Below are 26,862 nucleotides of genomic sequence, written 5' to 3'. Positions count from 1 at the left end.
ACAGGTCGCTCTTCCGGTGATGACCGCCTTCTGCGGTGCGCTGTCGGCCAGGTGTCATGTGAGCCCCCGAGCGATCAGGCGACGCGTGACGGCTGACGCACTCCATGCCGCCGCCAGGGACACCACGAGTGTCAATACGAGGAACGCCAACCCTGTCGTGGCGTGGCCTTGGCCCACCAGGCGCCGGATGTCGCCCACGTAGGCGGAAAACGTGGTGAAGCCGCCCAGCACCCCGGTGCCGAAGAACGGCCGCACCAGCCGGTGCGGCGCCCGCACCTCGCTGCTGACCACCATCAGCACACCGAACATCGCGCACCCAGCTGCGTTGATCTCCAGCATCGTCCAAGGGAAGGCGCCAGGCGCAGTCGGCCACAGCAGCTCAGCCCCGTACCGTGCCGCTGCGCCAAGCCCTCCGCCGAGGGCTGTCACCGCAAGCACCGGCCCCCGCCCGTGCAGCCGCTCGCGTCGCTTCGCGAGAGGGGCCCTGTGCCTTCGGTGATCAGGCCGGCCATCGGATGCGGGACAGGTGGTCGTAGTCCACGCAGTGTTCGGACTTGTCGCTGCTGAATCCCTCCAAGAGAAAGGCTCCAGCTGGGATGGCAGAGACAGGGGGGAACGCAATGACCAAAGCGACAGCCACAGCGTGGCTGCCTGACAGCGATGCGATACACACTCATACCGAGCTATATGTCCACGTATCAGCCATCTATTTCTAAAAGCCACCAGAAATAATGCCGTAGATGTTCACTGGCGAAAAGGTCTTGGCATCACGGTCGGAATCCGGACGCCAGCCGTGGCGTCCAGCCCGGCTTTGGGGCACCGCGTCGCGACGGTCACAGCAGCCCGACCCCGCGCCCCACAGCGGGAGCGCCACCCCTGGGCAGATCCGAATCGCCCACGCTGCGACGCCTGTTCGGGGCGCCGCCTTTCGATCCGCAGGGTGGGTTTCGTCGTTGCTCCGGTCGGCGTGTGAGCAGCGCGTGGGCGGTGATTCGTACTGACATAATAATGCTTATTAGTTCGAATTAACATTGAGGAAACAGGTTATGGGAAGTTGGTAATTTTAAGGGTCAATCGGGATACGTCCGGGCATCTTCGACGCAAAAGAATCGTCCGATAAACGCACGACATTGCGCGTTGGAGTCTCCCTCCCCCACGTCTCCAGCACTCGAAAGGTTTCAGTCCTAGACGCTTCGGAGGCGTGCTCATGCCCCTAACGGTTGCGGAGATAGCCAGGATTCTGATCGTGCTGACCGTCTTTCTGGTCGCGGCGCACCTCTGCGGACATCTCTTCGCACGGTTGCGCCAGCCTCCGGTGATCGGCGAGATCGTCGGGGGCCTGCTGCTCGGGGGCAGTGCCCTGGGCCTTCTCGCCCCCTCGGTGAGCAGCTGGCTGGTGCCGCCTTCCAGCGCCACCGCCCACACGCTGGGCGCCGTCTACCAGCTGGGCACGATCCTGATGGTCTTCCTGGCCGGTCTGGAGATGCGCCAGAGCGGCCTGGGCACGGAGCGCAAGACCGTGGTGTTCACCACCGTCACCGGCCTGGTGATCCCGTTCGCAGCAGGTCTGGCCATAGCCCAGGTGGTGGATACCGGTGGCCTGGCGGGCCCGCACGGGTCGGCGGCGAGCATATCCCTCGTCCTGGGCCTGGCCATCGCGGTCACCAGCATCCCGGTCATCTCCCGGATCATGATGGATCTCGGCATCATGGGCAGCCTCTTCGCCCGGATGGTGCTCACGGTCGCCGTCGTCGAGGACGTTCTCCTCTATGTCGTCCTGGCGGTGATCCTGGGGCTCGCCCACATCCAGGCGGACACCTCCTACGGCCTGCCCGCGCTGCTCCCCAGCCACGCGATGGGTTGGGACGTGGCCTACTACGTGGGCGCCTCGGTGCTGTTCTTCGCGGTCTGCCTGGCCGGGGGCCGGGCAGCGTTCCGCCGGCTTTCCGCCGGACCCCTGGGTGTGCTGGAGCGGCGCAGCCCGGCGGCGTTCCGCCTGGTGTTCCTCTTCGCCCTGTGCCTGGGCTGCATGGGCCTGGGCATCGATCCGATCTTCGGCGCGCTCATGGCGGGCATCGCCATGGCGGGCCAGGAGACGGCGTCACCTGGGCAGGAGGCCGTGCGCGCATTCTCACTGGCCTTCTTCATCCCGATCTACTTCGCGCTCGTCGGCTTCCGCCTCGACCTGGTCCACAACCTGGATCTGGTCTTCTTCGGCTGGCTGTTCGTTCTGGCCTGTGTGGTCAAGTTCGGCAGCGTGTGGCTGGGGGCGCGCCTGGCCGGCAAGTCACCGTCGTGGTCGACCCACTTCGCTGTGGCGATGAACGCCCGCGGCGGCCCAGGCATCATCCTGGCCTCGGTGACCTTTGGTGCAGGCGTTATCAACGGACGATTCTTCGTCGCCCTCGTGCTGCTGTCCATCCTCACCTCCCAGCTCGCCGGGGTATGGCTGACCCGGGCGCTGTCCAGTGATCCCGCGCTCTTCTCCTCGGACCGTCCGCCCCCGCGGGCGGACGCCGTTCCCGGACAGACAGTGCGTGAACCAGCGAGCGGTTCCAACGCGGCGATGGGGCCGGAGAAGGTGTTGGAGGACCCAACGGGCGAGGCCCGCCAATGCCATCGACCTGCCGCCGACACCGAGAGCGCCGAGGAGGACCGGCAGGACCGGGCCGGTGCCGTGGACCGTGCTGTACAGCAGGAAGGTGCGGCAATCACCCCGGCCAAAGCCGACCGGCACCGACCGCCACAACAAGGCTGACGCAGGTGATGGATGGGCACGAGCACCGGTCAAGGGCGGAGTCGTCCGTTCTGAAGTCCCGGCGGATCTTCCGCAGAGCGCGGTGCGACCCGAATCGGATGACGCCAATCGCAGCAGCCGTCCTCACTCTGGAGCGGCAACGCTGAAAGACCTCACTTATTCGTCACCTCGTACCAGTATTTGGGGCGTGTGGCGAATGTCAGGGCGACGGTGAGCCGAAGCTCAGTAGTTGTCACCTGCAGAGCCGGTTGAGCTGCTGAATAAGACCGGTCGAAGCAGCCTGGTTGTCACCAATGAGGCACGCGACTTGTCACAAACGCTCATTCAGCCATGGTCTCGTGCATGGCGGGCCGTATCTCGCAGTCGGGCTACTCGGTGATCAGCCCGCGAACTCGTCCGCGGAGCGGGCGTCGTGGGCCTTGCGCAAGGACAGGACCTCGTCCACGTGCTCCTCGGCCCAGGTGCTGATCGGCTCCACGACGGGCCGCAGGGAGTGGCCCAGCGGGGTCAGTTCGTACTCCACGCGGGGCGGGACCTCGGCGAAGACCGTGCGGGTGAGCAGGCCGTCGCGTTCCATCCCCCGCAGTGTGTAGGTGAGGACCTTGGGCGTCACGTGATGAAGCAGCTCCCGCAGTTCGCTGAACCGCTTGGGGCCGTCGCCCAGGTTCAGCACGATCAGCACCGACCATTTGTCACCGATGCGGTCGAGCACCAGCCGGGACGGGCAGCAGATCTCGGAGTCGTCGGCAGCTTCTTTCACCATATCCGAAGGGTACTTCAGTATCTTTGAAGTAACCAGTATCCCATTGATACCGTCTCGGTGACGGCGTGTGCGCGGCACACGCGATGACTACAAGGAGGTCATGGGATGCGCATCTTGCTGTTCGGAGCCACCGGGATGATCGGCAGCCGGATCGCTGCCGAGGCGGGCGAGCGGGGCCACGAGGTGACCCGTGCCACGCGCAGCGGGAAGGACGGCACCCTCGCGGCGGACGCGAGCGACGCCGACACCGTCGCACGCCTGGCGGCCGGCCACGACGCGGTGGTCCTGGCGGTGTCACCGCCACGAGACGGCATCGAGGCCTCCGAGTCGCTGCTGGAGGTGGGGCGCGGCGTACTGGACGGCGTACGCAGGGCCGGGGTGCGTCGCCTGGTGGTGGTGGGCGGCGCGGGCATCCTGGAGGTCTCCCCCGGTGTACGGGTCGTCGACACCCCCGGGTTCCCCGAGGACTTCCTGCCGCCGGTTCGCGCGCAGGTGGCGCTGTTCGAACTTGTCCGGGACAACGCCGACGACCTGGAATGGACCTACCTCTCCCCGCCCGCGATGGTCGAGCCGGGCGAGCGCACGGGCGCGTACCGGATAGGCGATCACCAACTGCTCAGCGACGGCGAGGGCAACAGCCACATCAGCGCCGAGGACTACGCCGTCGCTCTCGTCGACGAGTTGCAGCGGGGCGAGCTCACCCGCCGCCTCGTCCACGTCGCGTACTGACCGGCTCACAGAAACGGAAAAGTTGGCACGTCACCGGCACGTGTTGTGTTGGTTGCCAACGAATATCAGAGGAGCACCACGTGACGAACAACGACAGCACCGCCGACGCGGTCGGCGTAGTCGAGGCGTACATGCAAGCGCTGCAGATCAAGGACACTGACACGATCTTGCGGCTCTACGCCGACGAGGCCGAGATCATCCCCGAGAACTTGCCCAGCCTGCGCGGCCGCGACGCCGTTGACTCCTTCTACGCCAGCACCTTCGCCGCCATCGGGATGGAGGTCAACGTGGAGGTGGTCTCGACCGAGGTCTACGACGAGATCGCGATCGTCCGATCCGAGCAGCCCGTCACGGTGATTGCCGTGGCCGACGGAACTCGCACCCAGGCCTACTTCCGCGAGCTGTTCGTGCTGCGTCGCACCCCGGACGGGTGGCGCATCCACAAGTACATGTTCTCCCAGAACCCGGCGCAGGCCTAGAAGCCGGCGGTCACCGACCACGGTCGCGAAAGGCGCACAAGCCCGAGGATCTGGGCCGACTGTGGCTCGAGCGCGCCGAGGCCGGGGACACCGACGGCGTGCTCGCGCTGTACGACCGCATCGGGGCCCTGTACTTCCAGGGTTCGGCCAGCACCGGCTGCAGCGGACTGCGCAAAGCCTACGAGGCGATGCTGGCCGGCACCCCGAAGATGCCCTCACATCCCAACGGCACGCCGCGTCGTCGGCGACCTGGCACTGACCTCCACCGTGCTGCCCCTGGAGAACCCGGTACTGCCGGGCGCCGGTGGGCGATCGAGGAGTGCTTTCAGGCTGCGAAGAACGAGTGCGGCCTGGATCAGTACGAGGTCCGCCGTCACGTCGGCTGGACGCGGCACATCACCCTGGCCATGCTTGCGCACGCCTTTCTCGCGGTGACGGCGGGCTGCCCCGGAAGATCCAGAGCCGCGGTGCACAGCTTGGGTATGTGCGAGTTGTCGGAGGTCACCAGGCGGACCGGTGGCAGGCAGAGGGCGGCGGTGGCGACGACGATCGCGTCCACGAGGCATTCGTGCCCGTCCAGACCGGTCGCATCCAGGAGGCGGCCCGCGGTGTGGATGACCGTGTCGTCGACCGGCCGCACATCGAACCGGGAGAGCAGGAACGTCAGGCGTTTGCCCGCCTGCCCCGTGCGCCGGACTTCGAGTGGGGTCAAGGCGGACAAGGCGACCCGTCGCCCGTTCTGCTCGGCGACCTTGATCCGTGCTCGCATTTCCTCGTCACCGTCGACGTGCAGGGACAGCCCATGCGCATCCCGACGACGAACCACTGATGGCAGGACCCCTGAGTACAACCCTGGCCCGGCCACGCGGGTCTTGCTCGCGTGAACTCTGCGCCGCATCCGGGCGCAGGGCGTTGATCAGGAGATGCGTAATGCGAGCCACTGCCATACGTCGTACCGTCCTGACCGCTTCCGCGGTCTCCTTCGCGATTCTGGTCACCGCCTGCGGTGGCAGCGAGCAGGGCGGTGAGGACAAGGAGGTGACGAAGGGCGGCGCCAAGTCCGAGAAGCCGGTGGCGAAGGCGCTCGCCGCCGACGAGCTGGAGAAGCTCGTGGTCGCCAAGGGCGACGTCGAGGGCCACGAGATCACGGAGCCGGGGAAGGACGACGTCTTCGAACCCGACGCCCTCTCCTCCGTCGAAAAGGCCGAGTGCAAGCCCGTCGCTCAGGTGCTGTCCGCCCTGCCTGCGGGCGAGCCGGCGGCGAGCGCCCAGCGGCTCGTCGTCCAGGAGCCCGAGGCGGCCAAGAAGGACATGCCCTCGACGGAGGAGCTCGCGGACATGACGGAGAAGGAGGCCGAGGAGGCGATGATCGACTCGCTCGACATCACCAAGACGATGACCTCCCTCTGGTCCTACGACGCCGACGGCGCCGAGCAGACCCTCGCCACACTGCGGGAGGCCGGCAAGAAGTGCGCCGGGGGCTTCGCCATGACGATCGACGGGGAGAAGCAGCAGGTCACCAAGGTCAGCGAGGAAAAGCTCTCCGCCGGCGAGGACGCCGTCGCCTGGACCGTGGGGACGAAGCAGGACGCCGCCGCCGAGACCAAGGTCGTCGTCTTCCGGCAGGGCACCACGCTCGCGGGGTTCTCGTCCTTCAACATCGCGGCGATCACCCGAGGCGAGGCGTTCGAGCTGCCGACCGCCGTCATTGACGCGCAGGCGGCCAAGCTCGGCTGATCCGTACGCCTGATGCGGAGTCTGGTTCCGGCGCTTCCGGATCAACACCGCCTCGATGAGTGCACTCTCTGAGTTGAGCAGGGTCAGGGCCTGGAAACGGGGTGCAAGCCACCGCGCCGGCCCCGACCCTGCTCACAGTAGGTGGTCGGCCTTTCCTGCCTTGATGTCGAGGATGAGGGTGCGGAGGGCTTCGCGGGTGTCGGTGAGGTAGTGGTCTTCTTGGCCGGCCAGGGCTATGTAGGCGTTGCCTTGAGGGTCGGTGCCTATGCGGAAGCAGTTGGCGCCTTCGGCGCAGAAGGGCTCTTCCCACGTGATCTCGGGCATGGTGCTCCTCAGAATTGACGGGCGATGTCGCGGATGAAGTCACGTGACGCACTGGGCGAGAGTGACGCAGTCTCCATCCAGTCCAAGTGGGCTCGGTACTTGTCGAGTTGGGACTGGCCGTGCGTGAACTCGGGGCCGTGTGCGGAGTCGAGTTCCACTGTGTCGAGCTGTGGGACGGGTCCTTCGGCGTAGATCACCGCTTGGCCTGCGCCGGGGAAGGCTCCGGCCTTGAAGGGGATCACGCGTACGTCGATGTTGTCACGCTCGGACACGTCGCAGAGGTGATCCAGTTGCCCGCGCATCACTTTGGCCCCGCCGAACTCGACGCGCAGGGCGGCCTCGTGTACGTAGCCCACGTACGTGATCGGCTCGTTGCGGTACAGCACCTGCTGGCGTTGCAAGCGAAGGGCCACACGCAGCTCGACCTCTGCCGGTGACAAGGGTGGGAGTGCCGCGCCGAAGAGCGTGCGGGCGTAGCTGTCGGTCTGGAGCAGGCCCGGCATGTGCATGGCCAGACCTGCGCGGACGCTCTTGGCGTGCCACTCCAGTTCTGCGATGTCGAGGAGGCCTGCGGACAGTTGTCCCCGGTACGCGTCCCACCAGCCGCGTGTACGGTCGCCGGCCATGTCGACCAGTGCGTCGACGTAGGCCTTGTCGTGGCACGCGTAGTTGCAGGCGAGGGTCCTGAGGCGGTCCGCCGTGATGGTCCGGACCCCGGCCTCAATGTTGGAGATCTTTGCCCTGTCGAGGCCTAGTAGTCCGGCGGCGTACTCCGTGGTCACGTCTGCTGCGAGGCGCATCTTGCGCAGCTCCGCGCCCAGTCGCTTCTGACGTTCCGTGGGGGTTGACCTCGGCGGCATGAGTCTCTTCCTTCAGCGGTTGCGGCGTAAGTCTGCCGCTTCCGTGCCTGGTTGGTCCACCACGTTAGTGGCAATGTCGGCGATTGGGTGGCAAGGAGCCACCAGATCTCTCTACAGTCGGTGACGAGTCGCTTACGGCCCGACGTAGTCGGAAGCGCATCGCGCGAGCCTGCCCAGGTTCTCCTTCCCTGGGAGGGGTGGGCTTGCGTCAGGGAGGCATGCCACCGGTCGGGTCGAGACGTCAAGGTCCGTCAATTCACCGAGTTCTCAAGGGAGTTCCGTATGTCCGCGACAGCCGTCTCCGTCTGCTCCGTCCTCAACGACGTGTCGGTGGCAACCCCGTCACCGTCGCCCGACACCCTCGCGTACAGCCTCACGCTTCCCGCCGATCTGACCAGCCCTCGCATCGCTCGGGCGACGACCAGGGCGGTCCTCCAGTTGCATCGGTTGGAGGACGTGACGGATGCGGCGGTGCAGGTGGTGGGTGAACTGGCTGCGTGTGCTTGCCGGTTCACGTCGGGGGCCGAGGTGTATCTGTCGCTGCGTTGTCGGGAGGAGGCGTTGCGGGTGGTCTTCTACGACGGGCATCCACGGCATACGCATCCTCGGCTGGCGGCGGCTTGTGATGCGCGGCGGAGGGCGGCGTTGCGGGTGTTGGGGTGCGTGGTGCGGGCTTGTGAGGGGGAGTGGGGGTTCGGGGAGGCTTGGGAGCCTGGGGGTGGGACTCGGATGTGGGCGGTTTTGCCTTGGCGGGGGGCTCGGGGTTATGCGGGGGTGGGGGGTGAGGTGGGGTGAGATGCGAACCGGGCGCTATTCCTGTTCTTCGGCCCAGGTGTGGGCTTGGGCGGCTTCGTCGGGGGCGTTGGCGCGGGTGAAGGCGTCGGCGGCCTGGAGGTAGCAGGCGCGGGCGTCGGCGGGACGGTGGGCAACCTGGTGCGCGAGGGCCAGGTTGCGGAGAGTCTCGCCCACCCCGTACCAGTCCTCGAACTCCCGGCAGATCTCCAGAGCCTTGCCGCACGCCTCGACCGCCTCCCCCACCCGGCCCGCCCCCCGCAGCGCGGCGCCGAGGTTGTTCCACGCGGCGCCCTCGCGGTGGCGGTCCCCGACCGCCTGGAACAGGTCGCGGGCGCGGGTGTGGGCGTCGACCGCCTCCTCCGCCCGGCCCGCCTGCAGCAGGGCAAGGCCGAGGTTGCCCCATGCCATGCCCTCGCGGAGGCGGTCCCCGGCGGCCTGGAACAGGTCGCGGGCGCGGGTGTGGGCGTCGACCGCCTCCTCCGCCCGGCCCACCTGCCGCAGGGCAAGGCCGAGGTTGTTCCACGCGCTGCCCTCGCGGTGGTGGTCCCCGGCGGCCTGGAACAGGTCGCGGGCGCGGGTGTGGGCGTCGACCGCCTCCTCCGCCCGGCCCGCCTGCCGCAGGGCGGCGCCGAGATTAGTCCACCCGATGGCCTCGCCGAGGCGGTTCTCGGAGCGGTGGGCGGCCTCCCGGGCGGCCCGGCCGACGGTGATCCAGTCGTCGAAGGACCGCCGCCAGGACAGGTATTCCGCCAGGCATTCGGCCAGCCGCACCGCCGTGTCCGCGTACCGCTCCTCCCCCGCCCACTGCACCGCCGCCACCAAGCCAGCCCGCTCTCCGTCCAGCCACTCCAGCGCCTGCGCCCGGTCGGTGAACCGCTCCGGCTTCGCCTTCCCGGGCAGCCACCGCAGCCGGTCATCGGCGGCCTTCGCCCACCGGCGGTAGAACTCCAGCACCCGCTCCCGTGCCGCTTCCCCCTCCGCCACCAATTCCGCGTCCCCTGCCACCACACCCACCCCGAACGCCCGCACCAGGTCATGCAACCGCCACCGCACACTGGAAGCTGGCCCCTCGCCGCCCGGAACCGGCGTGACCAGATGGGTGGCGGCCAGGTCCTCCAGCAGGCCCAGGGCGGCCCCCATGTCGAGGTCGGCCAAGGCGGCCACGGCCTCCGCGCCTGTCTCCGTACCGGGGGCGAGGGCGAGCAGGCGCAGCAGTCGGGCCTGGCCGGGTGGGAGACGGCGGTACGAGGTCTCCAGGACCGGGCGGAGCACGAGCGAACGGCCGTACAGGTCGGTGCCGCGACTGCCGGTGTCGAGTACGGCGGTGGGGTCGGCGGCCTTCTTGATCTCGGTCACCAGCGAGGCGATGTCGCGGTGGCGGCGCCGGCGCAGCATGGCGGCGGCGATCTGGAGGGCGAGGGGCAAGTGGCCGCAGAGGGAGGTCAGTTCGCGGAGGGCGTCCTGTTCCCGGGACGGGCGGTCGTCGCGTTCGTCGGCGTCGTGGAGGGCACGGGTCACGAGGGCGGCGGAGTCGTCCGGAGCGAGCGTTTCGAGGTCGATGAGGCGTACGGGGAGGGCGTCCGGGCGGTCTCGGGAGGTGATCAACACCCGGTGGTGGTCCGTCCCGGGCAGCAGGGGGAGGAACTGGGACGGGTCCGAGGAGTTGTCCAGGATCAGCAGCGTCCGATCCCGTCGCTCGGCGAGGAGGGTGCGGTACGTGTCGTACTGGCGCGCCGTCGTCTGTGGCAGATCCGGGCCGCGTACGCCGAGGGCGTCGAGGAGGGCGAGGACGGCTTGGTCGGCGGTGACGGGGGCGTCGTCGTAGCCGCGCAGGTCGACGAAGAGCGTGCCGCCGGGGAACCAGCCCTTCGTGCAGGCCTGGTGGGCGGCTTCCACTGCCAGTGCCGTCTTGCCGATGCCGCCCATGCCGGTGACGGCGAAGATGAGGAGAGGGAGCGCGGCGGCTCCGTCAGGGGCGGGTTCGAGGCGGGGGAGCAGGCGGCCCATTTCCGCCGATCGGCCGGTGAAGCCGAGGGGGCGGGGCGGGAGGGTGGTGGTCGCGGTGGGTACCGGGCCGTGGGGCTGCTGCGGCGTACCGGTTCCGTGTTGCGGGCCTTCGCCTGGGCTACTGTCCGTCGCCGTGCGGTCGTTGGCCGACCGACTTGGCGGTGAAGGGGCCGTGAAAGGTGCTTCCCCGGAGGTCGAGGTGGTCTCCGCTGTACGTGGGGGCGTCCGTGGAGCTGCGAAAAGGGCCCTCCCGGGGGTCGGAGTCACGAGCCTGCGGGGCAGTCGGTTTCGGTTGCAGCTCGCGGAGTACGGCGACCGCCGCCCTGGCCGCGTTCGCGGCGGCCTGGGGCTGTGAACCCCTGGCGTCTTCAGCCGACTTGTCCGCGTTGGCCTTGTCGCTGATGCCCCGGATGATCAACGCGCCCGCTTCACCTGCGAGGGATACGGCGTGGACGACGCCGGAGCTTTCCATCTCGATGGCGACGGCGTCGTTGTAGCTCGTCCTGATGCGTTGGGCGAGTTCGGAGTCGCTGTCCGCGAGGACGACGTCCCCGGCCGCGATCGGCTTGAAGTGGACCTTCCCGTTGAAGGGGGCCTTCCCGCGCAATGCCTCCTTGGCCGCCTGCTCCAGACGGTACGAGGCGCGCCAGGCCTCCGGGCGGTTCAGGAAACCGTCGGGGGTCTGCTTGCCGCCGTGGATGGCGTACACCTTGGTCGCGACCACGACGTCGCCGATGCCGATGTCGTCCTTCAGACCGCCCGCGACCCCGACGAAGAGCACGGCCTCGGGGTCGAGCCACGTCATCACCCGCTCGGTGATCGTGGCGGCCGTGAGCGTGCCCTCGCCCATGTCGACCAGGGCGACGTGCCAGGGGGTGCCGGGGAGCTTCCCTCGCCTGGCCCGCGTGCCGGTGCGCTCATGCGTGAGTTTCTCGACATGCGTGAGGTGCTTGAGTACGGCTTCGTATTCGAGGGACAGCGCGGTGAGGATCGCTACGGTGGGCATTGGCTCCGGCACGCTCTCAACGGTACTGCCAAGTTGCATGTCCAGAGCGTGTGTTGGGCGAGGTGGGTGCGGCGTACCGTGATGTCACGCGATGTTCGGAGGCGGCACGGGGGACGGCGCGATGACGAACGGGTACGACGGGGACCATCTCGACTTCCGGGGAGGCGAGTTCACCGGTCCCTTCACCGCGAAGGCGGAGTACCACGAGCACGGGCCCGCGCCCACCGCGCTGGACGCCCTGCCTGCGAGAGCGGTCGGTTTCACCGGCCGGGACGACGAACTGCGTGCGCTGCTGGACGCGTTCGACCCGTCCGCGCCCGAAGGACCGGCCGCCGTGCTGGTCGCGGCGGTGTCCGGGCTCGGTGGCATCGGCAAGACGGCGCTCGCGGTGGAGGCGGCGCACGAGGCGTGCGGGAGGGGCTGGTTCGCGGGCGGGGTGCTCTTCATGGACCTGCACGGGTACGACGACGATCCCGTCACGGCGGACCAGGCGCTGGAGGCCTTGCTGCGTGCGCTGGGTACGGCTCCGGAGCACATCCCGGCTGCGGACGAACGGGCCGCGCTCTACCGTTCGACCCTTGCCGAGCGTGCCCGGGAGCGGGGCGCGGTGCTGATCCTGGCGGACAACGCGTCCTCACCGGAGCAGGTGCGCCCCCTGCTTCCCGGCAACACACGGCACCGTCTTCTGGTCACCTCTCGCAACAAGTTGCCCCAACTGGGCGCACGGCTCCTGTCGTTGGACGAGCTGACGTCGGAGGAGGCGTACGCCCTGCTCGACCGCGCCCTGCGGATCGCCGACCCGTCCGACAGTCGCGTCGCCGATGGGCCCGAGGCAGCCGCGGAACTCGCCTCCCGCTGTGGGCATCTGCCGCTGGCCCTCCAGATCGCGGCTGCTCTTCTGGTGCTGGACCAGGACAAGCCCGTAGCCGAACTCGTCGCCGAACTCACCGAGTTCCGCGACCGGCTCACCCACCTCGATGATGGCGAACGGAGTGTCCGCGCCGCCTTCGACCTGTCGTACCGGCGTCTGCCGCCTGAGCAGGCCCGCTTGCTCCGCCTGCTGTCCCTTGCCCCGGGGCCTGACGTGAGCACCGAGGTCGTCACCGTCCTGACCGAGGCAGACGCCCCGCCGACCCGTGCCCTGGACGCGCTGACGCGCACGCATCTCGTCGAGCGGGGGAACGGGCGGGGGAGGTGGCGGTTGCATGACTTGGTGCGGGCGTTCGGGGTGGGTGTGGTGGCAAGGGATGCGGGCTTCAGGGAGGAGGGGGAGGCGGCGCGGGGGCGGGTGCTGGAGTTCTACTGCCGGTGGGCGGAGGCCGCCGCCGACCGGTTGCGATGGCTGCCGGGGAAGGCGGAGCCGGAGCGGTTCGCGGACCGGGCGCAGGCGCTGGAGTGGCTGGACGGGGAGCGGGCAGGGTTGGTGGCGGCGGTGCAGTGGGCGGGGGAGGAGCGGTACGCGGACACGGCGGTGCGGCTGGCCGAATGCCTGGCGGTGTACCTGGAGTGGCGGCGGTCCTTCGAGGACTGGATCACCGTCGGCCGTGCCGCCCGGGAGGCCGCCCACCGCGCCGGGGACCACCACCGCGAGGCCATCGCGTGGAACAACCTCGGCGTCGCCCTGCGGCAGGCGGGCCGGGTGGGGAAGGCGGTCGACGCCCTCACCCGCGCCCGCGACCTGCACCGGGCCGCCGGGGACCGCCACAGTGAGGGCATCGCGTGGAGCAACCTCGGCCTTGCCCTGCGGGAGGCGGGCCGGGTGGGGAAGGCGGTCGACGCCCACACTCACGCCCGCGACCTGTTCCAGGCGGCCGGGGACCACCACCGCGAGGGCGTCGGGTGGAACAACCTCGGCATCGCCCTGCGGGAGGCGGGCCGGGTGGCGGAGGCGGTCGACGCCCACACCCGGGCCCGCGACCTGTACCGGGCGGCCGGGGACCGCCACCGCGAGGGCACCGCGTGGAACAACCTCGGCATCGCCCTGCGGCAGGCGGGCCGGGTGGGGAAGGCGGTCGAGGCGTACGGCAAGGCCCTGGAGATCTGCCGGGAGTTCGAGGACTGGTACGGGGCAGGCGAGACCCTCCACAACCTGGCCTTCGCCCACGAGGTTGCCCAGCGTCCCTCCGACGCCCGCGCCTGCTACCTCCAGGCCGCCGACGCCTACACCCGCGCCAACGCCCCCACCGAAGCCACCCAAGCCCTCAACTGGGCCGACAGAACGGACAAGGGCCCGGACCCAACCCCGCCTCCCACCCCCATCACCCCTTAACAGCCCCACCCAAAGCAAACCCACCACCCAACCGCCGCGCCACCAACACATACAACAAAATCACCGGCGTCGAATAAATAACCGAGAACGCGGCCAACTGCCCATAAATCACCGTCCCCCGATTCCCGAAGAAATCATTGATGCTCACCGAAGCCGGCATCTGATCCGGGCTCAGCAGCAGCATGAACGGCACAAAGAAGTTCCCCCACATCATCACGAACGAGAAGACCGTAACCACCCCCACCCCCGGCCCCATCAGCGGCAGCACGATCCGCAGCAGCGACTGGAACGACGATGCGCCGTCCGTCCAGGCCGCCTCTTCCAACTCCTTCGGCACCCCGTCCATGAAATTCTTCATCAGCCAAATGGCAAAAGGCAGTTGAGAAGCCGCGAAGAAGAAGATCGTGCCCTGCATGGTGTCGATCAGGTCCACCTGCACGAACAACGCGTACACCGGAACCATGATCGCCGTGATCGGCAGACTCGTGGCGAAGAGAATCGTCAGCAGGAACGGCCGGTTGAGCCGGGACCGGAACCGTGACAGCGGGTAGGCCGCCAGAGCCGCGCAGACGACCGTCAGCAGGGTCGCCCCGCCGCACAGGATCAGGCTGTTGAGCAGGGGCGTGAAGGTGATGTCGGGTTCGAGTACGGCGTCGAAGTTGTCCAGGGTGACGCCGTCGGGGATCTTCACCTGCAGGCCGGCGTCCGGGTCCAGGGCGGAGAGGACCACCCAGGCCAGCGGCAGGACGAAGGCGGCCGCTACGACGAGGAGGCCGACGTCGGCGGCGTAACGGCGGTTGGCGCGGCGGGACTTGAGGGTCGGGGCTACGGGCATCTCAGACCTCCGTCCGCAGCAGTCGCAGATAGACGACCGAGAACAGCGAACCGACCACGAGAAGCAAGAGCGCCACGGCAGTCCCGTACCCGATCATGCTTTTCTGGAAGGCCTGTTCGTACATGAAGAGGGGGAGGGTCTGGCTGCGGTTTCCCGGTCCGCCTCTCGTCATGACCCAGATCAGGCCGAAGACCGACAGCGTCTGGAGCGTGTTGAGCATCAGGTTCGTACCGATGGAACGTCTGATCATCGGGAGCGTGATGTGCCACATGCGGCGCCAGCCGCCCGCCCCGTCGACCTCCGCGGCTTCCGTGATCTCCTTCGGGATTTCATTCAGCGCCGCCGAGTACACCAGCATCGAGAAAGCCGTGCCCCGCCATACGTTGGCGAAGGAGACGGCCAGGATCGGGAGCGTGAACAGCCAGTTCTGTGACGGGAGATGCAGCCAGTCCAGAATGGCGTTCAACGTGCCTTCGCGGCGGAAGAAGGCGTACAGGAGGAAGCCTGCTACGACTTCCGGTAGTACCCAGGCCGTGATCACGATGCCGCCCGTGAGTGTGCGAACGGGCTTTGACGCGCGCTGCATCAGCGAGGCGAGGGCCAGGCCCAGGGTGTTCTGGCCGATGAGGGAGCTGAGGACGGTGAACACCAGGGTCAGCCATACGGCGTTGAGGAACGCCTCGTCCTGGAAAGCTTCGCGGAAGTTGTCGAAGCCGACGAAGGACGACTCGGCCTGGCCGGTGAGTTGGAGGTCCGTGAAGGCGATGTAGGCGCAGTACGCGATGGGGCCCGCGAGGAAGAGGACCAGGAGGACGACGGCGGGGGAGACGGGGAGGGCGCGGGTGAGTGCGCGGCGCAGGGAGCGGCTCTTCGGCGTGGGCGGTGGGGCGGTCGGTCCCGGCGCGGTCTTGACGACGCCGGGACCGGCCGGGGGCGCGGCGGTCATGAACGGCTGCTCACTTCTCGCTCAACCTTCTCGCTCAACTCCCGCTTCTCGCTCACTTCTTGATCACTTGGTTGTCCGTGGCCGACTTGAGTTCCTCGTCGTAGCCGCTCGCCGCATCCTCGACCGAGCTGTCGCCCGTCGTCACACCCTCCATGGCCTCCTGGATCGCCGTCGAGACCTTCGGATACGCGGGGTAGGCGGGACGGTAGTGCGTAATGGACACCAGGTCCGTGAAGAACTTGATGCCGGGCTGCGCCTTCACGTACTCCGGGTCCTCGGCGACGTCCTTCCGCACCGAGATACCGGAGTTGGAGATGTACCACTTCTGGGCGTTCGCCTTCGTCTGCATCGTCTCGATGAACTTGAAGGCGAGGTCGGGGTTGGCCGCCTTGGAGGGGATCGACCAGGTCCAGCCGCCCGACATGCTCACCTTGCCGGGGGCCTGGCCGTTCTGGGTCGGCATGGCCGCGAGGCCCAACTTCTCCGACCACTCCGGCCATTCGTGGCCGCTGCCCTCCAGCCAGTCCTGCGGGAGCCAGGAGCCGTCCAGGTTGATGCCGAGCTTGCCCTCGGGGAGGAACTCGCCGCGGACCCTGGTCGGGATGTTGGGGTCGAGGGCGTCCGACACGTCGGGGCCGAGCTTCTCCTTGTAGACGGTCTCCACGAAGGTGAGGGCGTCCTTGAAGGCCTGGCTGCCGGTGATCCACTTCTTGGAGGCGGTGTCGTAGAGGGGGTCTTCGTCTTCGCTCGCCGAGTTGCCCGTCCCGTACAGGAGCATTTCGAAGCCCTGCATGGCGGAGGCCTCGCCTGCCGGTTTGCCCGTGTAGACGTTGAGCGGGATGACGCCGGGGACCTTCTGCTTGATGGTCCGGGCGGCTTCGAGGACGTCGTCCCACGTCTTCGGCTGCCAGTTCTCCGGCAGGCCCGCCTTCCTGAAGATTCCCTTGTCGAACCAGAGGCCCCGGGTGTCGGTCCCGTCCGGTACGCCGTACGTCTTGCCGTCCTCGGCCTTGGCCGCCGCCTTGGCCGTGTCGATGAACTGGTCCCAGTCCTTCCACTTCTCCAGGTACGGGTCGAGGGGCTTCAAGTACCCGCTCGTGATGTCCGAGTTGATGAGGAACGTGTCCTCGTACACCAGGTCCGGGGCCGTCTTGGGGGAGCGGAGCATCTGCTGGAGCTTCGTGTAGTACTCCGAGTCCGGCGCCTTGATCGGGACGAGCTTGACCTTCTTGCCCGGGTTCGCCTTCTCGAACTGCTTCTTCATGTCGGCCAGGTAGGTGTCCAGGACCTTGATCGAGTTGTCCGTGGACTGTTTGAAGGAGACCTCGATGGTGTCCGGGTCGCTTCCGGAGCCGCCGCCGCAGGCGGAGAGAGTGGTGGCGGCGAGCAGAGCTGCGAGGAGAAGAGGAGCGGCGGTGGGGCGCACGGGCACGACCTCCTACTGGCCGACGTCATTGTGGCCGAGCTTGGCTGCCTCGTGAACGTAAGAGCGGTGGTCTAGTCAGGTCAATGACCTTGCAGCGGCTTGGGCTTGGGCTTGGCACGGACATCCCCGCGGTGTCTCCAGCCTGCGGCGCACGCTTAAGGTACTGCCGAGTCGCCTGACCAGCAGAGACGGTGGGCGTCGAGAAGGGGGACAGAGACGTGCCGGAACAAGACGTCACCACAGGCCAGTTGCTGCTCGCCGAGTACGAGAGCGTGAAGGACGAGCAGAAGGCGCGGATCGGGTTCCGGGACAACCTGCTGTACGTCACCCTCGCGGTCGTCGCCGCCGTCATCGCCGCGGCCGCCCAGGCCAAGCAGGCGTCGATGCTGCTCGCGCTGCCGCCGGTGTGTGTCGTTCTCGGGTGGACCTACCTCGTGAACGACGAGAAGATCTCGGCGATCGGGGCCTACGTACGGGGCGAGTTGGGGCCTCGGCTGGCCCAACTCGCCGGTACTGAGGGCGCCTTCGGCTGGGAGACCGTCCACCGCGGTGACTCCCGAAGGGCCTCCCGCAAAGCCATCCAGTGCGGGATCGATCTACTCGCCTTCTGCGTCGTGCCGTTGGCGGGGCTCGTTGTGTACTGGGCCGGTGGTCAGGTCACCGGGGGCCTGCTGGCGGTGTCCGTGCTGGAGGCGCTCGCTGTCGCGGGGCTGGGTGCCCAATTCCTGGTGTACGCCGGGGTGTTCAGCTCTTCTTGACGGTACGCCGATGGCCTTCGGGCGATCCGGGAGCGATCCGGACTGACCGGAGGCCGCCGCCGTGCCAACCGCCCCTCGCCGCCTACCCCTTGATCCACCGGTACTGCAACTCCGGCCTTCCCACCTGCCCGTACTGAGGACTCCGCCCCGCCCTGCCCGCATCGACCAGATGCTCCAGATACCGCCGGGCAGTGATCCGCGATATCCCCACCGCCTCCGCCACCCCCGCCGCGGTCAACCCCTCCGTGGAGTCCCGCAGCGCCCGGGTCACCCGCTCCAGTGTCGGCGCGCTCAGTCCTTTGGGCAGTTCCGCGGGACTCGGTGCGCGCAAGGTCGCGAGCGCCCGGTCCACCTCGTCCTGGCCGCTGGCCTCGCCGGCCGCCGCGTGGAACTCCGCGTACCGCACGAGCCGGTCCCGCAAGGTGGCGAAGGTGAACGGCTTCAGGACGTACTGCACGACGCCCAGCGATACGCCCTCCCGTACGACCGTGAGGTCCCGCGCGGAGGTGACCGCGATGACGTCCGCGTGGTAGCCGGCCGCGCGGAGTGAGCGGGCGAGCTGCAGGCCGTGCCCGTCCGGGAGATGGAGGTCGAGGAGCAGCAGATCGACCGGCATCCGGTCCAGCGCCCGTCGCGCCTCCGCCCCGGTGTGCGCCTTCCCCACTGCCGTGAAACCAGGCACCCGCCCCACATACATGACATGCGCGTCGGCCGCGACGGGGTCGTCCTCGACGACCAGGACGCGGATGTCCTTGGAGGGCGTGCTCATACGGTGCCTCCGTGCGGGGTGGGCTGCGGAGCCGGCTCGGGCCCGGACTCGGGCTCGGCGTGGACCTTAGTCCCCTTGGCCGAAAATCGCCCTGTCGAAGCCTCCTCCGAAGCAGCCCGCCCTGTTTCCGCCTCCGCCTCCGCCTCCGTCCCTGGCAACGGCAACCGCGCCTCGAACGACGCCCCGCCCCCCGTAGCCTCCGTCACGGTCAGCGTCCCGTCGTGACGGCTGACGGCCTGCCGTACGAGCGCAAGGCCGAGCCCTCGGCCCCCGGGACCGGACGGCTTGGTCGACCAGCCACGCTGGAAGACCGCCTCCGTGTGGGCAGGGTCCACGCCGTCCCCGGTGTCGGAGACCCGCAGGACCAGGCCCGACTCGTCGGCGAGTGCGGTGACCGTGACGCGGGCGCCGACCGAGCCCTGGGCCGCGTCCACCGCGTTGTCGATCAGGTTGCCGAGGACCGTCACAAGGTCCCGGGCGGGGAGGGAGTCCGGCAGCAGGCCGTCGTCGATGCTGCTGTCCTCGGAGACGACCAGCTCGACGCCCCGCTCGTTGGCCTGGGCCGCCTTGCCCAACAGCAGGGCCGCGAGCACCGGTTCGCTCACCGCCGCGACCACCTGGTCCGTCAGCGCCTGGGCCAGTTCCAGCTCGGCCGTGGCGAAGCCGACCGCCTCGTCCGCGCGGCCCAGCTCGATCAGGGAGACCACCGTGTGCAGCCGGTTCGCGGCCTCGTGCGCCTGCGAGCGGAGCGCCTGTGTGAAGCCGCGCTCCGAGTCCAACTCGCCCATCAGGGACTGGAGTTCGGTGACATCGCGCAGGGTCACCATCGTGCCCCGGCGTTCGCCGCCCGACACCGGCGAGGTGTTCACCACGAGCACCCGGGAGGCGGTGAGATGCACCTCGTCCACGCGCGGCTCCGCCGACAGCAGAGCCCCCGTCAGCGGGGCGGGCAGCCCGAGCTCCGCCACCGAGCGGCCGACCACATCGCCGTTCACCCCGAGCAGTTCGCGTCCGCCGTCGTTGATCAACGCCACCTTGAACTGGCCGTCGAGCATCAGCAGCCCCTCGCGTACGGCATGCAGCGCGGCCTGGTGATAGTCGTGCATCTGGCTGAGCTCGCTCGCGTTCATCCCGTGGGTGGAGCGACGCAGCCGGGCGTTGACCACGTACGTGCCGACGGCGCCCAGCGCCAGCGCGCCCACCGCGACACCGAACAGCGCCGTCACCTGGTCCTGCACCCGCTCGCTTATGGCCTCGACCCGGATGCCCGCACTGACCAGGCCGACGATGCGGCCGTTGTCGTAGATCGGCGTGACGGCACGGACGGACGGGCCGAGCGTGCCGGTGTACACCTCCGTGAACGGCTCGCCCTTGAGAGCGTCCTCCGTGTGGCCGAGGAAGGGCCGGCCGATCTGGTTCTTGTCGGGATGGGTCCAGCGGATGGCCTTCGTGTTCATGATCGTGACGAAGTCGACCTCCGCGTGGCGCCGCACCTCGTTCGCGTACGGCTGGAGGATCGCCGATGGATCGGGGGTCCGTATGGCCTCCCGTACGGAAGGGGAATCCGCTACGGAACTGGCCACGCCCAGGGCCTGACGCCTCGCCGCGTCCTCGGTCTGGCTGCGGTCGCTGACGTACGTGAACAGGGCGCAACCGGCCACCACGACGGCGACGAGAACTGCCTGCATGGCGAAGAGCTGGCCCGCCAGGCTGCGGGGCCGGGGGATACGCATGGAATCAGTCTGCCTCGTTGCGTCCATGTGAACTAAATGAACGGAAGGGTGACCGGCCTCACAGCGCACGGGATAGTCACCCCAACCCCCGGACGTGAGCCGCACGCCGGTGATGCGACGATGACGTCAAGGAGGCAGCCGTGACGAATACGTCAAAAACGGCAGCTACCGCACCCGCCGGCAAGCGGGATCGCACCCACTACCTCTACATCGCGGTGATCATCGCGGTGGTGCTCGGCATCACCGTCGGTCTGGTCGCCCCCGACTTCGCGGTCGAACTGAAGCCGATCGGTACCGGCTTCGTGAACCTGATCAAGATGATGATCTCGCCGATCATCTTCTGCACCATCGTGCTGGGCATCGGCTCGGTACGGAAAGCCGCGAAGGTCGGCGCGGTGGGTGGCATCGCGCTCGGCTACTTCACGGTGATGTCGCTGGTCGCGCTCGGCATCGGCCTGGTCGTCGGCAACATCGTCGAGCCGGGTACGGGCCTCGCGGTCACCGACGCGATCAAGGAGACCGGTCAGGCACAGGTCACCGAGGCCAAGACCACCGAGGAGTTCCTGCTCGGCATCATCCCGACCACGATCGTCTCCGCGTTCACCGGCGGCGAGGTCCTGCAGACCCTCCTGGTCGCCCTGCTCGTCGGCTTCGCGCTGCAGGCCATGGGTGACACCGGTCAGCCGATCCTGCGCGGTGTCGAGCACATCCAGCGCCTCGTCTTCCGCGTCCTCGCCATGGTGATGTGGGCCGCCCCGATCGGTGCCTTCGGTGCCATCGCCGCGGTCACCGGCTCCGCGGGCCTTGACGCGCTCAAGAGTCTCGCCGTGCTGATGCTCGGCTTCTACGTCACCTGCTTCCTCTTCGTCTTCATCGTGCTGGCCGCGCTGCTGCGGGTGGTGGCGGGCCTGAACATCCTCACGCTCTTCAAGTACCTGGGCCGTGAGTTCCTGCTGATCCTGTCCACCTCCTCCTCCGAGTCCGCGCTGCCGCGGCTCATCGCGAAGATGGAGCACCTGGGCGTCAGCAAGCCGGTGGTGGGCATCACCGTCCCGACCGGCTACTCCTTCAACCTCGACGGCACCATGATCTACATGACCATGGCGTCCCTCTTCATCGCCGACGCCATGGGTACGCCGATGTCGGTGGGCGAGCAGATTCCGCTGCTGCTGTTCCTGCTGGTCGCCTCGAAGGGCGCGGCGGGTGTCACCGGTGCGGGTCTTGCCACCCTGGCGGGTGGCCTCCAGTCTCACAAGCCCGCGCTGGTGGACGGCATCGGCCTGATCGTCGGCATCGACCGCTTCATGAGCGAGGCGCGTGCTCTGACGAACTTCGCGGGCAACGCGGTCGCCACGGTGCTGATCGGTACCTGGACCAAGGAGATCGACCGTGAGCGGGTCGATCAGGTTCTCGCCGGGAACCTGCCGTTCGACGAGAAGACGCTTCTCGACGACGATGCGGCTCCCGCCGGGGATGGGGAGGCTTCTCGCGAGGGCGAGGACAAGGAGCTCGCGAAAGCGTAGTTGCTGTACGGGTAGCCGCCGTAGGGCTGTGGGGCGGTAGCCGGCTGCGGGTCCGTTGTGGCTGGTCGCGCCCGCGCGGCGGAGCCGCATATAGATACAGCCCCGCGCCCCTTTCGGGGCCTGCGGCCCCTCAAGCGGGCGCGGCCCGCCCCGAAACCCCGGGCGGCTGGGTGCCTCCCCCGTCGCTCAGCCGCCCGGTTTCAGTTGCTCAGCCCGGTCACCAACTCGGTGGCCGGGCTGAGCCTTTGCTGTCACCGCCCCAACTTCCGCCACCGGAAAAGCCTTTGACCCCTCCCTGCGCAGAGCCCAGGCTGAAGAGCCGTAAGTGGAGCGGAACGGTACGGAGGTGCGCATGGGGGACGACTCGGTGGTCACTGGCACGGAGGAGACGTCGGAGGAGCCGTACTCGTTGGACGAGATCGATGGTCTCTTCCATGAGTTCCTTCTGGCGGTCGCCCGGCCCAAGCGCAGGGAGGGCTACCGTGATCTCACCAAGCGGCTCCGTTCTCATCTGCGTACGGCGCCTGGGGACCAGCCGGTGGTCAAGGCCGCCTACCCCCCGTACGAACTGCCGAATGTCCATCTGGCCCTGGAGCGCTGGTTCGCCGTCGAGGGGCGGACGCACGAGCTGATCGGGATGACCGGCTCGGAGAGCCGCGGCGACCTCACGCTGGGCGAGATCCTCGAATCGGCGAACCTGTACGACCGGTTCGTGGTCGGAGCCGTCGACTACGCGCATCTGCCGGTCTCCCCGGACGACGAACTCGCCTGTGTCTCCTTCGGGTTCTACCTCGGCCAGGAGGGCGAGGAGCGGTTCGCTCTGCTGCTGCGGGGCCCTGCGGACGAGTACGGACGCAACAAGGTCGAGCTCGAAGTCCTCGCCGCCGACAAGGAGTTCGCGCACCGGCTGCTCGCCGACATCGACGCGCTGATGCTCGAGCACAACATCTACCGCGGGCAGATCCTCTCCTTCGACGGCTCGGAGTTCGACAACGGACTCGGCCCGTTCCGCTTCCACCGCCGGCCCGCGCTGACACGCGAGGAGATCGTCCTGCCGTCCGGTCTTCTGGAGCGGGTGGAGCGGCAGGTCGTCGGGGTGGCCAGGCGCCGCGAGCGGCTGCGCGCGGCGGGCCAGCATCTGCGCCGCGGACTGCTCCTGTACGGGCCGCCCGGCACCGGCAAGACCCACACCGTCCGCTACCTCCTCTCCCACCTGCCGGAGTTCACGGTCGTCGTCCTCTCCGGTACGAGCATGGGTGCGATCGGCCCCGCGTGCCGGCTCGCCCGTATGCTCCAGCCCGCGCTCGTGGTCCTCGAGGACGTCGACCTGGTCGCCGAGGCCCGCGATCACGACGGCGGCGCCCAGCCCCTGCTCTTCCAGGTGCTGAACGAGATGGACGGCCTCGGCGACGACGCCGACGTGGCGTTCCTCCTCACCACCAACCGAGCCGACCTCCTGGAACCGGCCCTGGTCCAGCGCCCCGGCCGCGTCGACCTCGCCGTCGAGATCCCCCTCCCGGACGCCGACGGCCGCGCCCGCCTCCTCGGCCTGTACGGAGCCGACCTCGACCTCGGCAAGGACATCACCGAGGAGATCGTCACCCGCACCGAGGGCGTGACGGCCTCCTTCACCAAGGAGCTGATACGCCGGGCCGTGCTCATCTCCGCCGAACGCGAGGCGGACCACACGGAGACGGCAGACCTCCGGACGGCGGTCGACGAGCTGCTGTCGGACCGCGACCGCCTCACTCGGCGGCTGCTGGGGGTAAAGCACCCCGACGACAACCAGGACGACGAGGACTGGCTGATCGAGGAAGACGACGAGTAGGTCGATGCGGTCGCCTGGCCGTTTGCCTTGACGTCGGCGTCAAGGATTACCGTCGCAGCATGCGAATCGGCGAGCTGGCGGCGCGGGCAGGGACCACCACGCGGACCCTCCGGTACTACGAGTCACGGGGGCTGCTGCCCGCGCGGCGCGGTTCCAACGGATACCGGACCTACGACGAGCACGACCTGCGTCTACTGGAGCAGATCAGGACGTTGCAGGACTTCGGCTTCGAGCTGGAGGAGACACGGCCCTTCGTGGAGTGTCTGCGGGCCGGGCACCCGGAGGGCGACCTGTGCCCGGCATCGCTGGCGGTGTACCGACGCAAGCTGGGCGAACTCGACGCGCTGATCGGCGAGTTGCAGGCCGTACGGGCGCAGGTCGGCACGCAGTTGGCGAAGGCCGAGCAGGCGCGCGAGGAGCTGGCGGCCGGGGCGGAGGTTCCGGGCGGCCCGGAACCCGTATGCGAACTGGGAGGGCGGACGCGGTGATCAAGGCAGCGGGCGTGGCCGAAGTGACGGACGCGGACTTCGAGGCGGAGGTGATCGAGGCGGAGCTGCCGGTACTGGTGGAGTTCACGGCCGACTGGTGTCCGCCGTGCCGGCAGATCGCGCCGGTGCTGAGCGCAGTCGCCTCCGAGGAGGGCGACCGGCTCAAGGTGGTCCAGCTGGACGTGGACACGAATCCGGAGACCACGAACGCGTACGGGGTGCTGTCGATGCCCACGCTCATGGTGTTCCGGGGCGGCGAGCCGGTGAAGTCCATGGTGGGCGCCAGGTCGAAGCGACGGCTCCTGGAGGAACTGGCCGACATGCTGTAACCAGCAGGCGAACAAGAAATCCCCCGCGGGCAATTGCCCGCGGGGGATTTCTTTGCGTATATTGAATGGTTCGCGACTTCACTCGAATTAGGTCGCGAAGAAGTTCAGTAGGCACAGTATATCGGGCCGGGAGTGGAATTGTCAAACAACGATTTTCCGGACGATGAATTCCGCCGTGAGCAGGAATTCATCGACGGGTTGTACGCGCGCGTCGACGCCCTCCGCGGAGGCACCGAGACCTCCGTGGCGGACGCCCTCGCGCAGGGCCACACGCCGCAGCAGGCCCGCCTGGAGCGGGACGTCCTGGTCGCCGAGCGGTCGGGGCTGCTCGCCGCGCTGAACGCGGTGGACGGTTCCCTCTGCTTCGGCCGGATCGACCTCACCACCGGAACTCACCATCACATCGGCCGTATCGGTATCCGCGCCGACGACACCGAACTCACTCCGATCCTGATCGACTGGCGGGCCCCGGTCGCCCGCCCCTTCTACCTCGCCACCGGCCACACCCCGATGGGTCTGCGCCGCCGCCGGCACATCACCACCGAGGGCCGCGCCGTCACCGCCCTGCACGACGAGATCCTCGACCTGGGCGACCAGGAACGCACCGGCCACGAGGACCCGACGGGCGACGCCGTGCTGCTCGCCGCCCTCAACTCCGCGCGCACCGGCCGTATGGGCGACATCGTGCGGACCATCCAGGCCGAGCAGGACCGCATCATCCGCGCCCCGCACCGCGGCGTACGGGTCGTGGAGGGCGGCCCTGGCACCGGCAAGACGGCCGTGGCCCTGCACCGCGCCGCGTATCTCCTGTACGAGCACCGGGAGCTGCTCGCCAGGCGGGCCGTCCTGATCGTCGGCCCGAACCCGGCGTTCCTCGGCTACATCGGCGAGGTCCTGCCCTCCCTCGGCGAGACGGGCGTCCTGCTCGCCACCGTCGGCGAGCTCTACCCCGGCGTGAAGGCGACCGCGACCGACACCCCCGAGGCCGCCGCCGTGAAGGGCCGCGCCGACATGGCCGACGTCCTCGCCGCCGTAGTACGCGACCGTGAGGCCCTGCCCGACCCGGTGATCGCCATCGAGCACGACCGGGACATCCTGATGCTCGACGACGATCTCGTACGCGTCGCGCGCGAGCGCACCCGCGAGGCGAAGCTGCCGCACAACGCCGCCCGCGAGCCCTTCGAGGGCCACATCCTCAACACCCTCACCGACATGGTCGCCGAGCGGATCGGCACAGACCCCTTCGACGGTACGAACCTGCTCGACCCCAGCGACATCACGCAGATCCGCGAGGAGCTGGCCGAGAACCCCGAAGTCTGGTCGGCCATCGACCAGTTGTGGCCGCGGATCACCCCGCAGCGGCTCGTCGCCGACTTCCTCGCCGAGCCCGACGGCTACCTCTCCGAGGCGGACGCCGCCGCCGTCCGGCGCCCGGTGACGCGCTCCTGGACCACCGCCGACGTCCCCCTCCTCGACGAGGCCGCCGAACTCCTCGGCGAGGACGACCGGTTGGCGCGGGCCGCCGCCGAGAAGGAACGCGAGGAGCAGGTGGCGTATGCGCAGACCGTGCTGGACATCTCGTACGCCTCACGGACGTACGAGTTCGAGGACAAGGAGGAGGACGACCCCGAGGCGGGCGAGGTCCTCTCCGCGCACGACATCATCGACGCCGAGCGGATGGCCGAGCGGCACGAGGAGGACGACCACCGCAGCGCCGCCGAGCGGGCCGCGGCCGACCGTACCTGGGCGTTCGGGCACATCATCGTGGACGAGGCGCAGGAGTTGTCGCCGATGGCGTGGCGGCTGCTGATGCGGCGCAGTCCGACGCGCTCGATGACGCTCGTCGGGGATCCGGCACAGACGGCGGACGCGGCGGGCGTCGGCTCCTGGTCGGGCATCCTCCACCCGTACGTCGAGGACCGCTGGGAGCACACCCGCCTCGCCGTCAACTACCGCACCCCGTCCGAGATCATGGACGTCGCGGCGGCCGTGGTGCGCGCCGAGCATCCCGGCTTCGAGCCGCCGAGTTCGGTGCGGTCGACGGGCGTACGGCCCTGGGCGCGGGCCACGGACGACCTGCCGGGAGCCGTCGCGAAAGCGGTCGCGGAACTGACCCCGGAGGAGGGGCGGCTGGCGGTGATCGCGCCCCGCGATCTGCACCGGGCGCTGGCCGCGCGCCTTGACGGCGTCACGGCGGGCAAGGAACCCGATCTGACGCAGTCGGTCGTGCTCCTCGACCCGCGCCAGGCCAAGGGCCTGGAGTTCGACTCGGTGCTGGTGGTCGAGCCGTCGCGGTACGGCACGAGCGATCTGTACGTCGCGCTGACCCGGGCCACGCAGACGCTGGGCATCGTGCACACGGGGGAGCTGCCACAGGCGCTGGCGACGGCCTTCTGAGCGGACCGGGGCTTTGCGGGCGCATCACCACAACTTCACATCTCCCGCAGGCATCACCAAGTCGTAACAGTTGACGTCACGGTCACAGCTTGTGCATGTCCGG

23 protein-coding genes and 2 pseudogenes are annotated in these 26,862 nt (G+C 68.7%); 13 read left to right on the top strand and 12 right to left on the bottom strand.

The window, feature by feature from the left end; all coding sequences use genetic code 11:
- Nucleotides 1-54: 54 nt before the first annotated feature.
- Nucleotides 55-456, bottom strand: coding sequence for a fluoride efflux transporter FluC (locus tag IEZ21_RS04630; protein ID WP_246567318.1), 402 nt, complete (start codon nt 454-456; stop codon nt 55-57).
- Nucleotides 457-1,207: 751 nt separating this feature from the next.
- Here IEZ21_RS04630 and IEZ21_RS04625 point away from each other — a divergent pair.
- Together IEZ21_RS04625 and IEZ21_RS47375 are read left to right on the top strand one after the other, a co-directional pair.
- On the top strand, nt 1,208-2,758 hold the full coding sequence (locus IEZ21_RS04625; protein ID WP_246567278.1) for a cation:proton antiporter: 1,551 nt from the start codon (nt 1,208-1,210) through the stop codon (nt 2,756-2,758).
- A gap of 16 nt (nt 2,759-2,774) precedes the next feature.
- Nucleotides 2,775-2,904, top strand: a pseudogene (locus tag IEZ21_RS47375) (IS5/IS1182 family transposase); the annotation flags it as partial.
- Nucleotides 2,905-3,137: 233 nt separating this feature from the next.
- On the opposite strand, the gene IEZ21_RS04620 reads toward IEZ21_RS47375, so the two are convergent.
- Entirely contained in the window at nt 3,138-3,521 is a 384-nt protein-coding gene (locus IEZ21_RS04620; protein ID WP_189320588.1) for a winged helix-turn-helix transcriptional regulator, read from the bottom strand.
- Nucleotides 3,522-3,626: 105 nt separating this feature from the next.
- On the opposite strand from IEZ21_RS04620, the gene IEZ21_RS04615 reads away from it, so the two are divergent.
- From IEZ21_RS04615 to IEZ21_RS04605, 3 genes and pseudogenes are all read left to right on the top strand, one after another.
- A complete protein-coding gene (locus IEZ21_RS04615) occupies nt 3,627-4,250 on the top strand; it encodes an NAD(P)-dependent oxidoreductase (RefSeq protein ID WP_189320587.1) in 624 nt (207 codons plus the stop codon).
- Nucleotides 4,251-4,330: 80 nt separating this feature from the next.
- The gene (locus IEZ21_RS04610; RefSeq protein ID WP_189320586.1) at nt 4,331-4,729 is read left to right on the top strand and encodes a YybH family protein; all 399 of its coding nucleotides are present in this window, start codon (nt 4,331-4,333) and stop codon (nt 4,727-4,729) included.
- 293 nt (nt 4,730-5,022) lie between these two features.
- A pseudogene (locus tag IEZ21_RS04605) lies at nt 5,023-5,169 on the top strand (IS701 family transposase); the annotation flags it as partial.
- Here the strand turns inward: IEZ21_RS04605 and IEZ21_RS04600 are convergent.
- Nucleotides 5,103-5,498 (bottom strand): PIN domain-containing protein, encoded by a 396-nt coding sequence (locus tag IEZ21_RS04600; protein WP_189320958.1) that lies wholly within the window; start codon nt 5,496-5,498, stop codon nt 5,103-5,105. The pseudogene IEZ21_RS04605 and the gene IEZ21_RS04600 sit on opposite strands and share 67 nt — an antisense overlap.
- Nucleotides 5,499-5,659: 161 nt before the next feature.
- On the opposite strand from IEZ21_RS04600, the gene IEZ21_RS04595 reads away from it, so the two are divergent.
- Nucleotides 5,660-6,466, top strand: a complete 807-nt coding sequence (locus IEZ21_RS04595) for a hypothetical protein (RefSeq protein WP_189320585.1) — start codon at nt 5,660-5,662, stop codon at nt 6,464-6,466.
- A gap of 132 nt (nt 6,467-6,598) precedes the next feature.
- On the opposite strand, the gene IEZ21_RS04590 is transcribed toward IEZ21_RS04595, so the two are convergent.
- The 4 genes from IEZ21_RS04590 to IEZ21_RS04575 form a co-directional block, all read right to left on the bottom strand.
- Nucleotides 6,599-6,790, bottom strand: coding sequence for a hypothetical protein (locus tag IEZ21_RS04590; protein WP_189320584.1), 192 nt, complete (start codon nt 6,788-6,790; stop codon nt 6,599-6,601).
- A gap of 8 nt (nt 6,791-6,798) precedes the next feature.
- Nucleotides 6,799-7,650: a helix-turn-helix domain-containing protein gene (locus tag IEZ21_RS04585; RefSeq protein ID WP_189320583.1), complete on the bottom strand. Its 852-nt coding sequence runs from the start codon at nt 7,648-7,650 to the stop codon at nt 6,799-6,801.
- Between the two features lie 810 nt (nt 7,651-8,460).
- Nucleotides 8,461-10,452: an ATP-binding protein gene (locus IEZ21_RS04580; RefSeq protein ID WP_189320582.1), complete on the bottom strand. Its 1,992-nt coding sequence runs from the start codon at nt 10,450-10,452 to the stop codon at nt 8,461-8,463.
- 118 nt (nt 10,453-10,570) lie between these two features.
- Entirely contained in the window at nt 10,571-11,470 is a 900-nt protein-coding gene (locus IEZ21_RS04575) for a 5'-methylthioadenosine/S-adenosylhomocysteine nucleosidase family protein (RefSeq protein ID WP_189320581.1), read from the bottom strand.
- Between the two features lie 109 nt (nt 11,471-11,579).
- Here IEZ21_RS04575 and IEZ21_RS04570 point away from each other — a divergent pair, with 109 nt between their 5' ends.
- Nucleotides 11,580-13,727, top strand: coding sequence for a tetratricopeptide repeat protein (locus IEZ21_RS04570; protein WP_189320580.1), 2,148 nt, complete (start codon nt 11,580-11,582; stop codon nt 13,725-13,727).
- Here the strand turns inward: IEZ21_RS04570 and IEZ21_RS04565 are convergent.
- From IEZ21_RS04565 to IEZ21_RS04555, 3 genes are read right to left on the bottom strand one after another with little or no spacing between them, the layout of a single operon-like run.
- On the bottom strand, nt 13,717-14,562 hold the full coding sequence (locus IEZ21_RS04565; RefSeq protein WP_189320579.1) for a carbohydrate ABC transporter permease: 846 nt from the start codon (nt 14,560-14,562) through the stop codon (nt 13,717-13,719). The two genes, IEZ21_RS04570 and IEZ21_RS04565, sit on opposite strands and share 11 nt — an antisense overlap.
- A gap of 1 nt (nt 14,563) precedes the next feature.
- Complete coding sequence (locus IEZ21_RS04560; protein WP_189320578.1) at nt 14,564-15,508, bottom strand: carbohydrate ABC transporter permease; 945 nt, start codon at nt 15,506-15,508, stop codon at nt 14,564-14,566.
- 52 nt (nt 15,509-15,560) lie between these two features.
- A complete protein-coding gene (locus IEZ21_RS04555) occupies nt 15,561-16,940 on the bottom strand; it encodes an extracellular solute-binding protein (protein ID WP_189320577.1) in 1,380 nt (459 codons plus the stop codon).
- 212 nt (nt 16,941-17,152) lie between these two features.
- On the opposite strand from IEZ21_RS04555, the gene IEZ21_RS04550 reads away from it, so the two are divergent.
- Complete coding sequence (locus IEZ21_RS04550) at nt 17,153-17,692, top strand: hypothetical protein (protein ID WP_189320576.1); 540 nt, start codon at nt 17,153-17,155, stop codon at nt 17,690-17,692.
- An 82-nt stretch (nt 17,693-17,774) separates the two neighbouring features.
- Here IEZ21_RS04550 and IEZ21_RS04545 read toward each other — a convergent pair whose 3' ends face one another.
- Nucleotides 17,775-18,461, bottom strand: a complete 687-nt coding sequence (locus IEZ21_RS04545) for a response regulator (protein WP_189320575.1) — start codon at nt 18,459-18,461, stop codon at nt 17,775-17,777.
- Complete coding sequence (locus IEZ21_RS04540; RefSeq protein ID WP_189320574.1) at nt 18,458-20,194, bottom strand: ATP-binding protein; 1,737 nt, start codon at nt 20,192-20,194, stop codon at nt 18,458-18,460. The genes IEZ21_RS04545 and IEZ21_RS04540 overlap by 4 nt, the downstream gene beginning before the upstream one ends.
- A gap of 140 nt (nt 20,195-20,334) precedes the next feature.
- Here IEZ21_RS04540 and IEZ21_RS04535 point away from each other — a divergent pair, with 140 nt between their 5' ends.
- The 5 genes from IEZ21_RS04535 to IEZ21_RS04515 all read left to right on the top strand — a co-directional run bounded on the left by IEZ21_RS04535 (nt 20,335) and on the right by IEZ21_RS04515 (nt 26,759).
- Entirely contained in the window at nt 20,335-21,717 is a 1,383-nt protein-coding gene (locus tag IEZ21_RS04535; RefSeq protein ID WP_189320573.1) for a cation:dicarboxylate symporter family transporter, read from the top strand.
- A 352-nt stretch (nt 21,718-22,069) separates the two neighbouring features.
- On the top strand, nt 22,070-23,545 hold the full coding sequence (locus IEZ21_RS04530) for an AAA family ATPase (RefSeq protein ID WP_189320572.1): 1,476 nt from the start codon (nt 22,070-22,072) through the stop codon (nt 23,543-23,545).
- Between the two features lie 59 nt (nt 23,546-23,604).
- Complete coding sequence (locus tag IEZ21_RS04525; protein WP_033320964.1) at nt 23,605-24,033, top strand: MerR family transcriptional regulator; 429 nt, start codon at nt 23,605-23,607, stop codon at nt 24,031-24,033.
- Complete coding sequence (gene trxA, locus IEZ21_RS04520; RefSeq protein WP_281399376.1) at nt 24,030-24,362, top strand: thioredoxin; 333 nt, start codon at nt 24,030-24,032, stop codon at nt 24,360-24,362. Before IEZ21_RS04525 ends, trxA begins: the two co-directional genes overlap by 4 nt.
- Nucleotides 24,363-24,500: 138 nt before the next feature.
- The gene (locus tag IEZ21_RS04515) at nt 24,501-26,759 is read left to right on the top strand and encodes a HelD family protein (protein ID WP_246567275.1); all 2,259 of its coding nucleotides are present in this window, start codon (nt 24,501-24,503) and stop codon (nt 26,757-26,759) included.
- Nucleotides 26,760-26,862: the final 103 nt, after the last annotated feature.

This window comes from Streptomyces flaveus (assembly GCF_014647675.1).
Taxonomy (GTDB): Bacteria; Actinomycetota; Actinomycetes; order Streptomycetales; family Streptomycetaceae; genus Streptomyces; species Streptomyces flaveus.
This window is presented reverse-complemented; position numbering and strand designations above follow the sequence as displayed.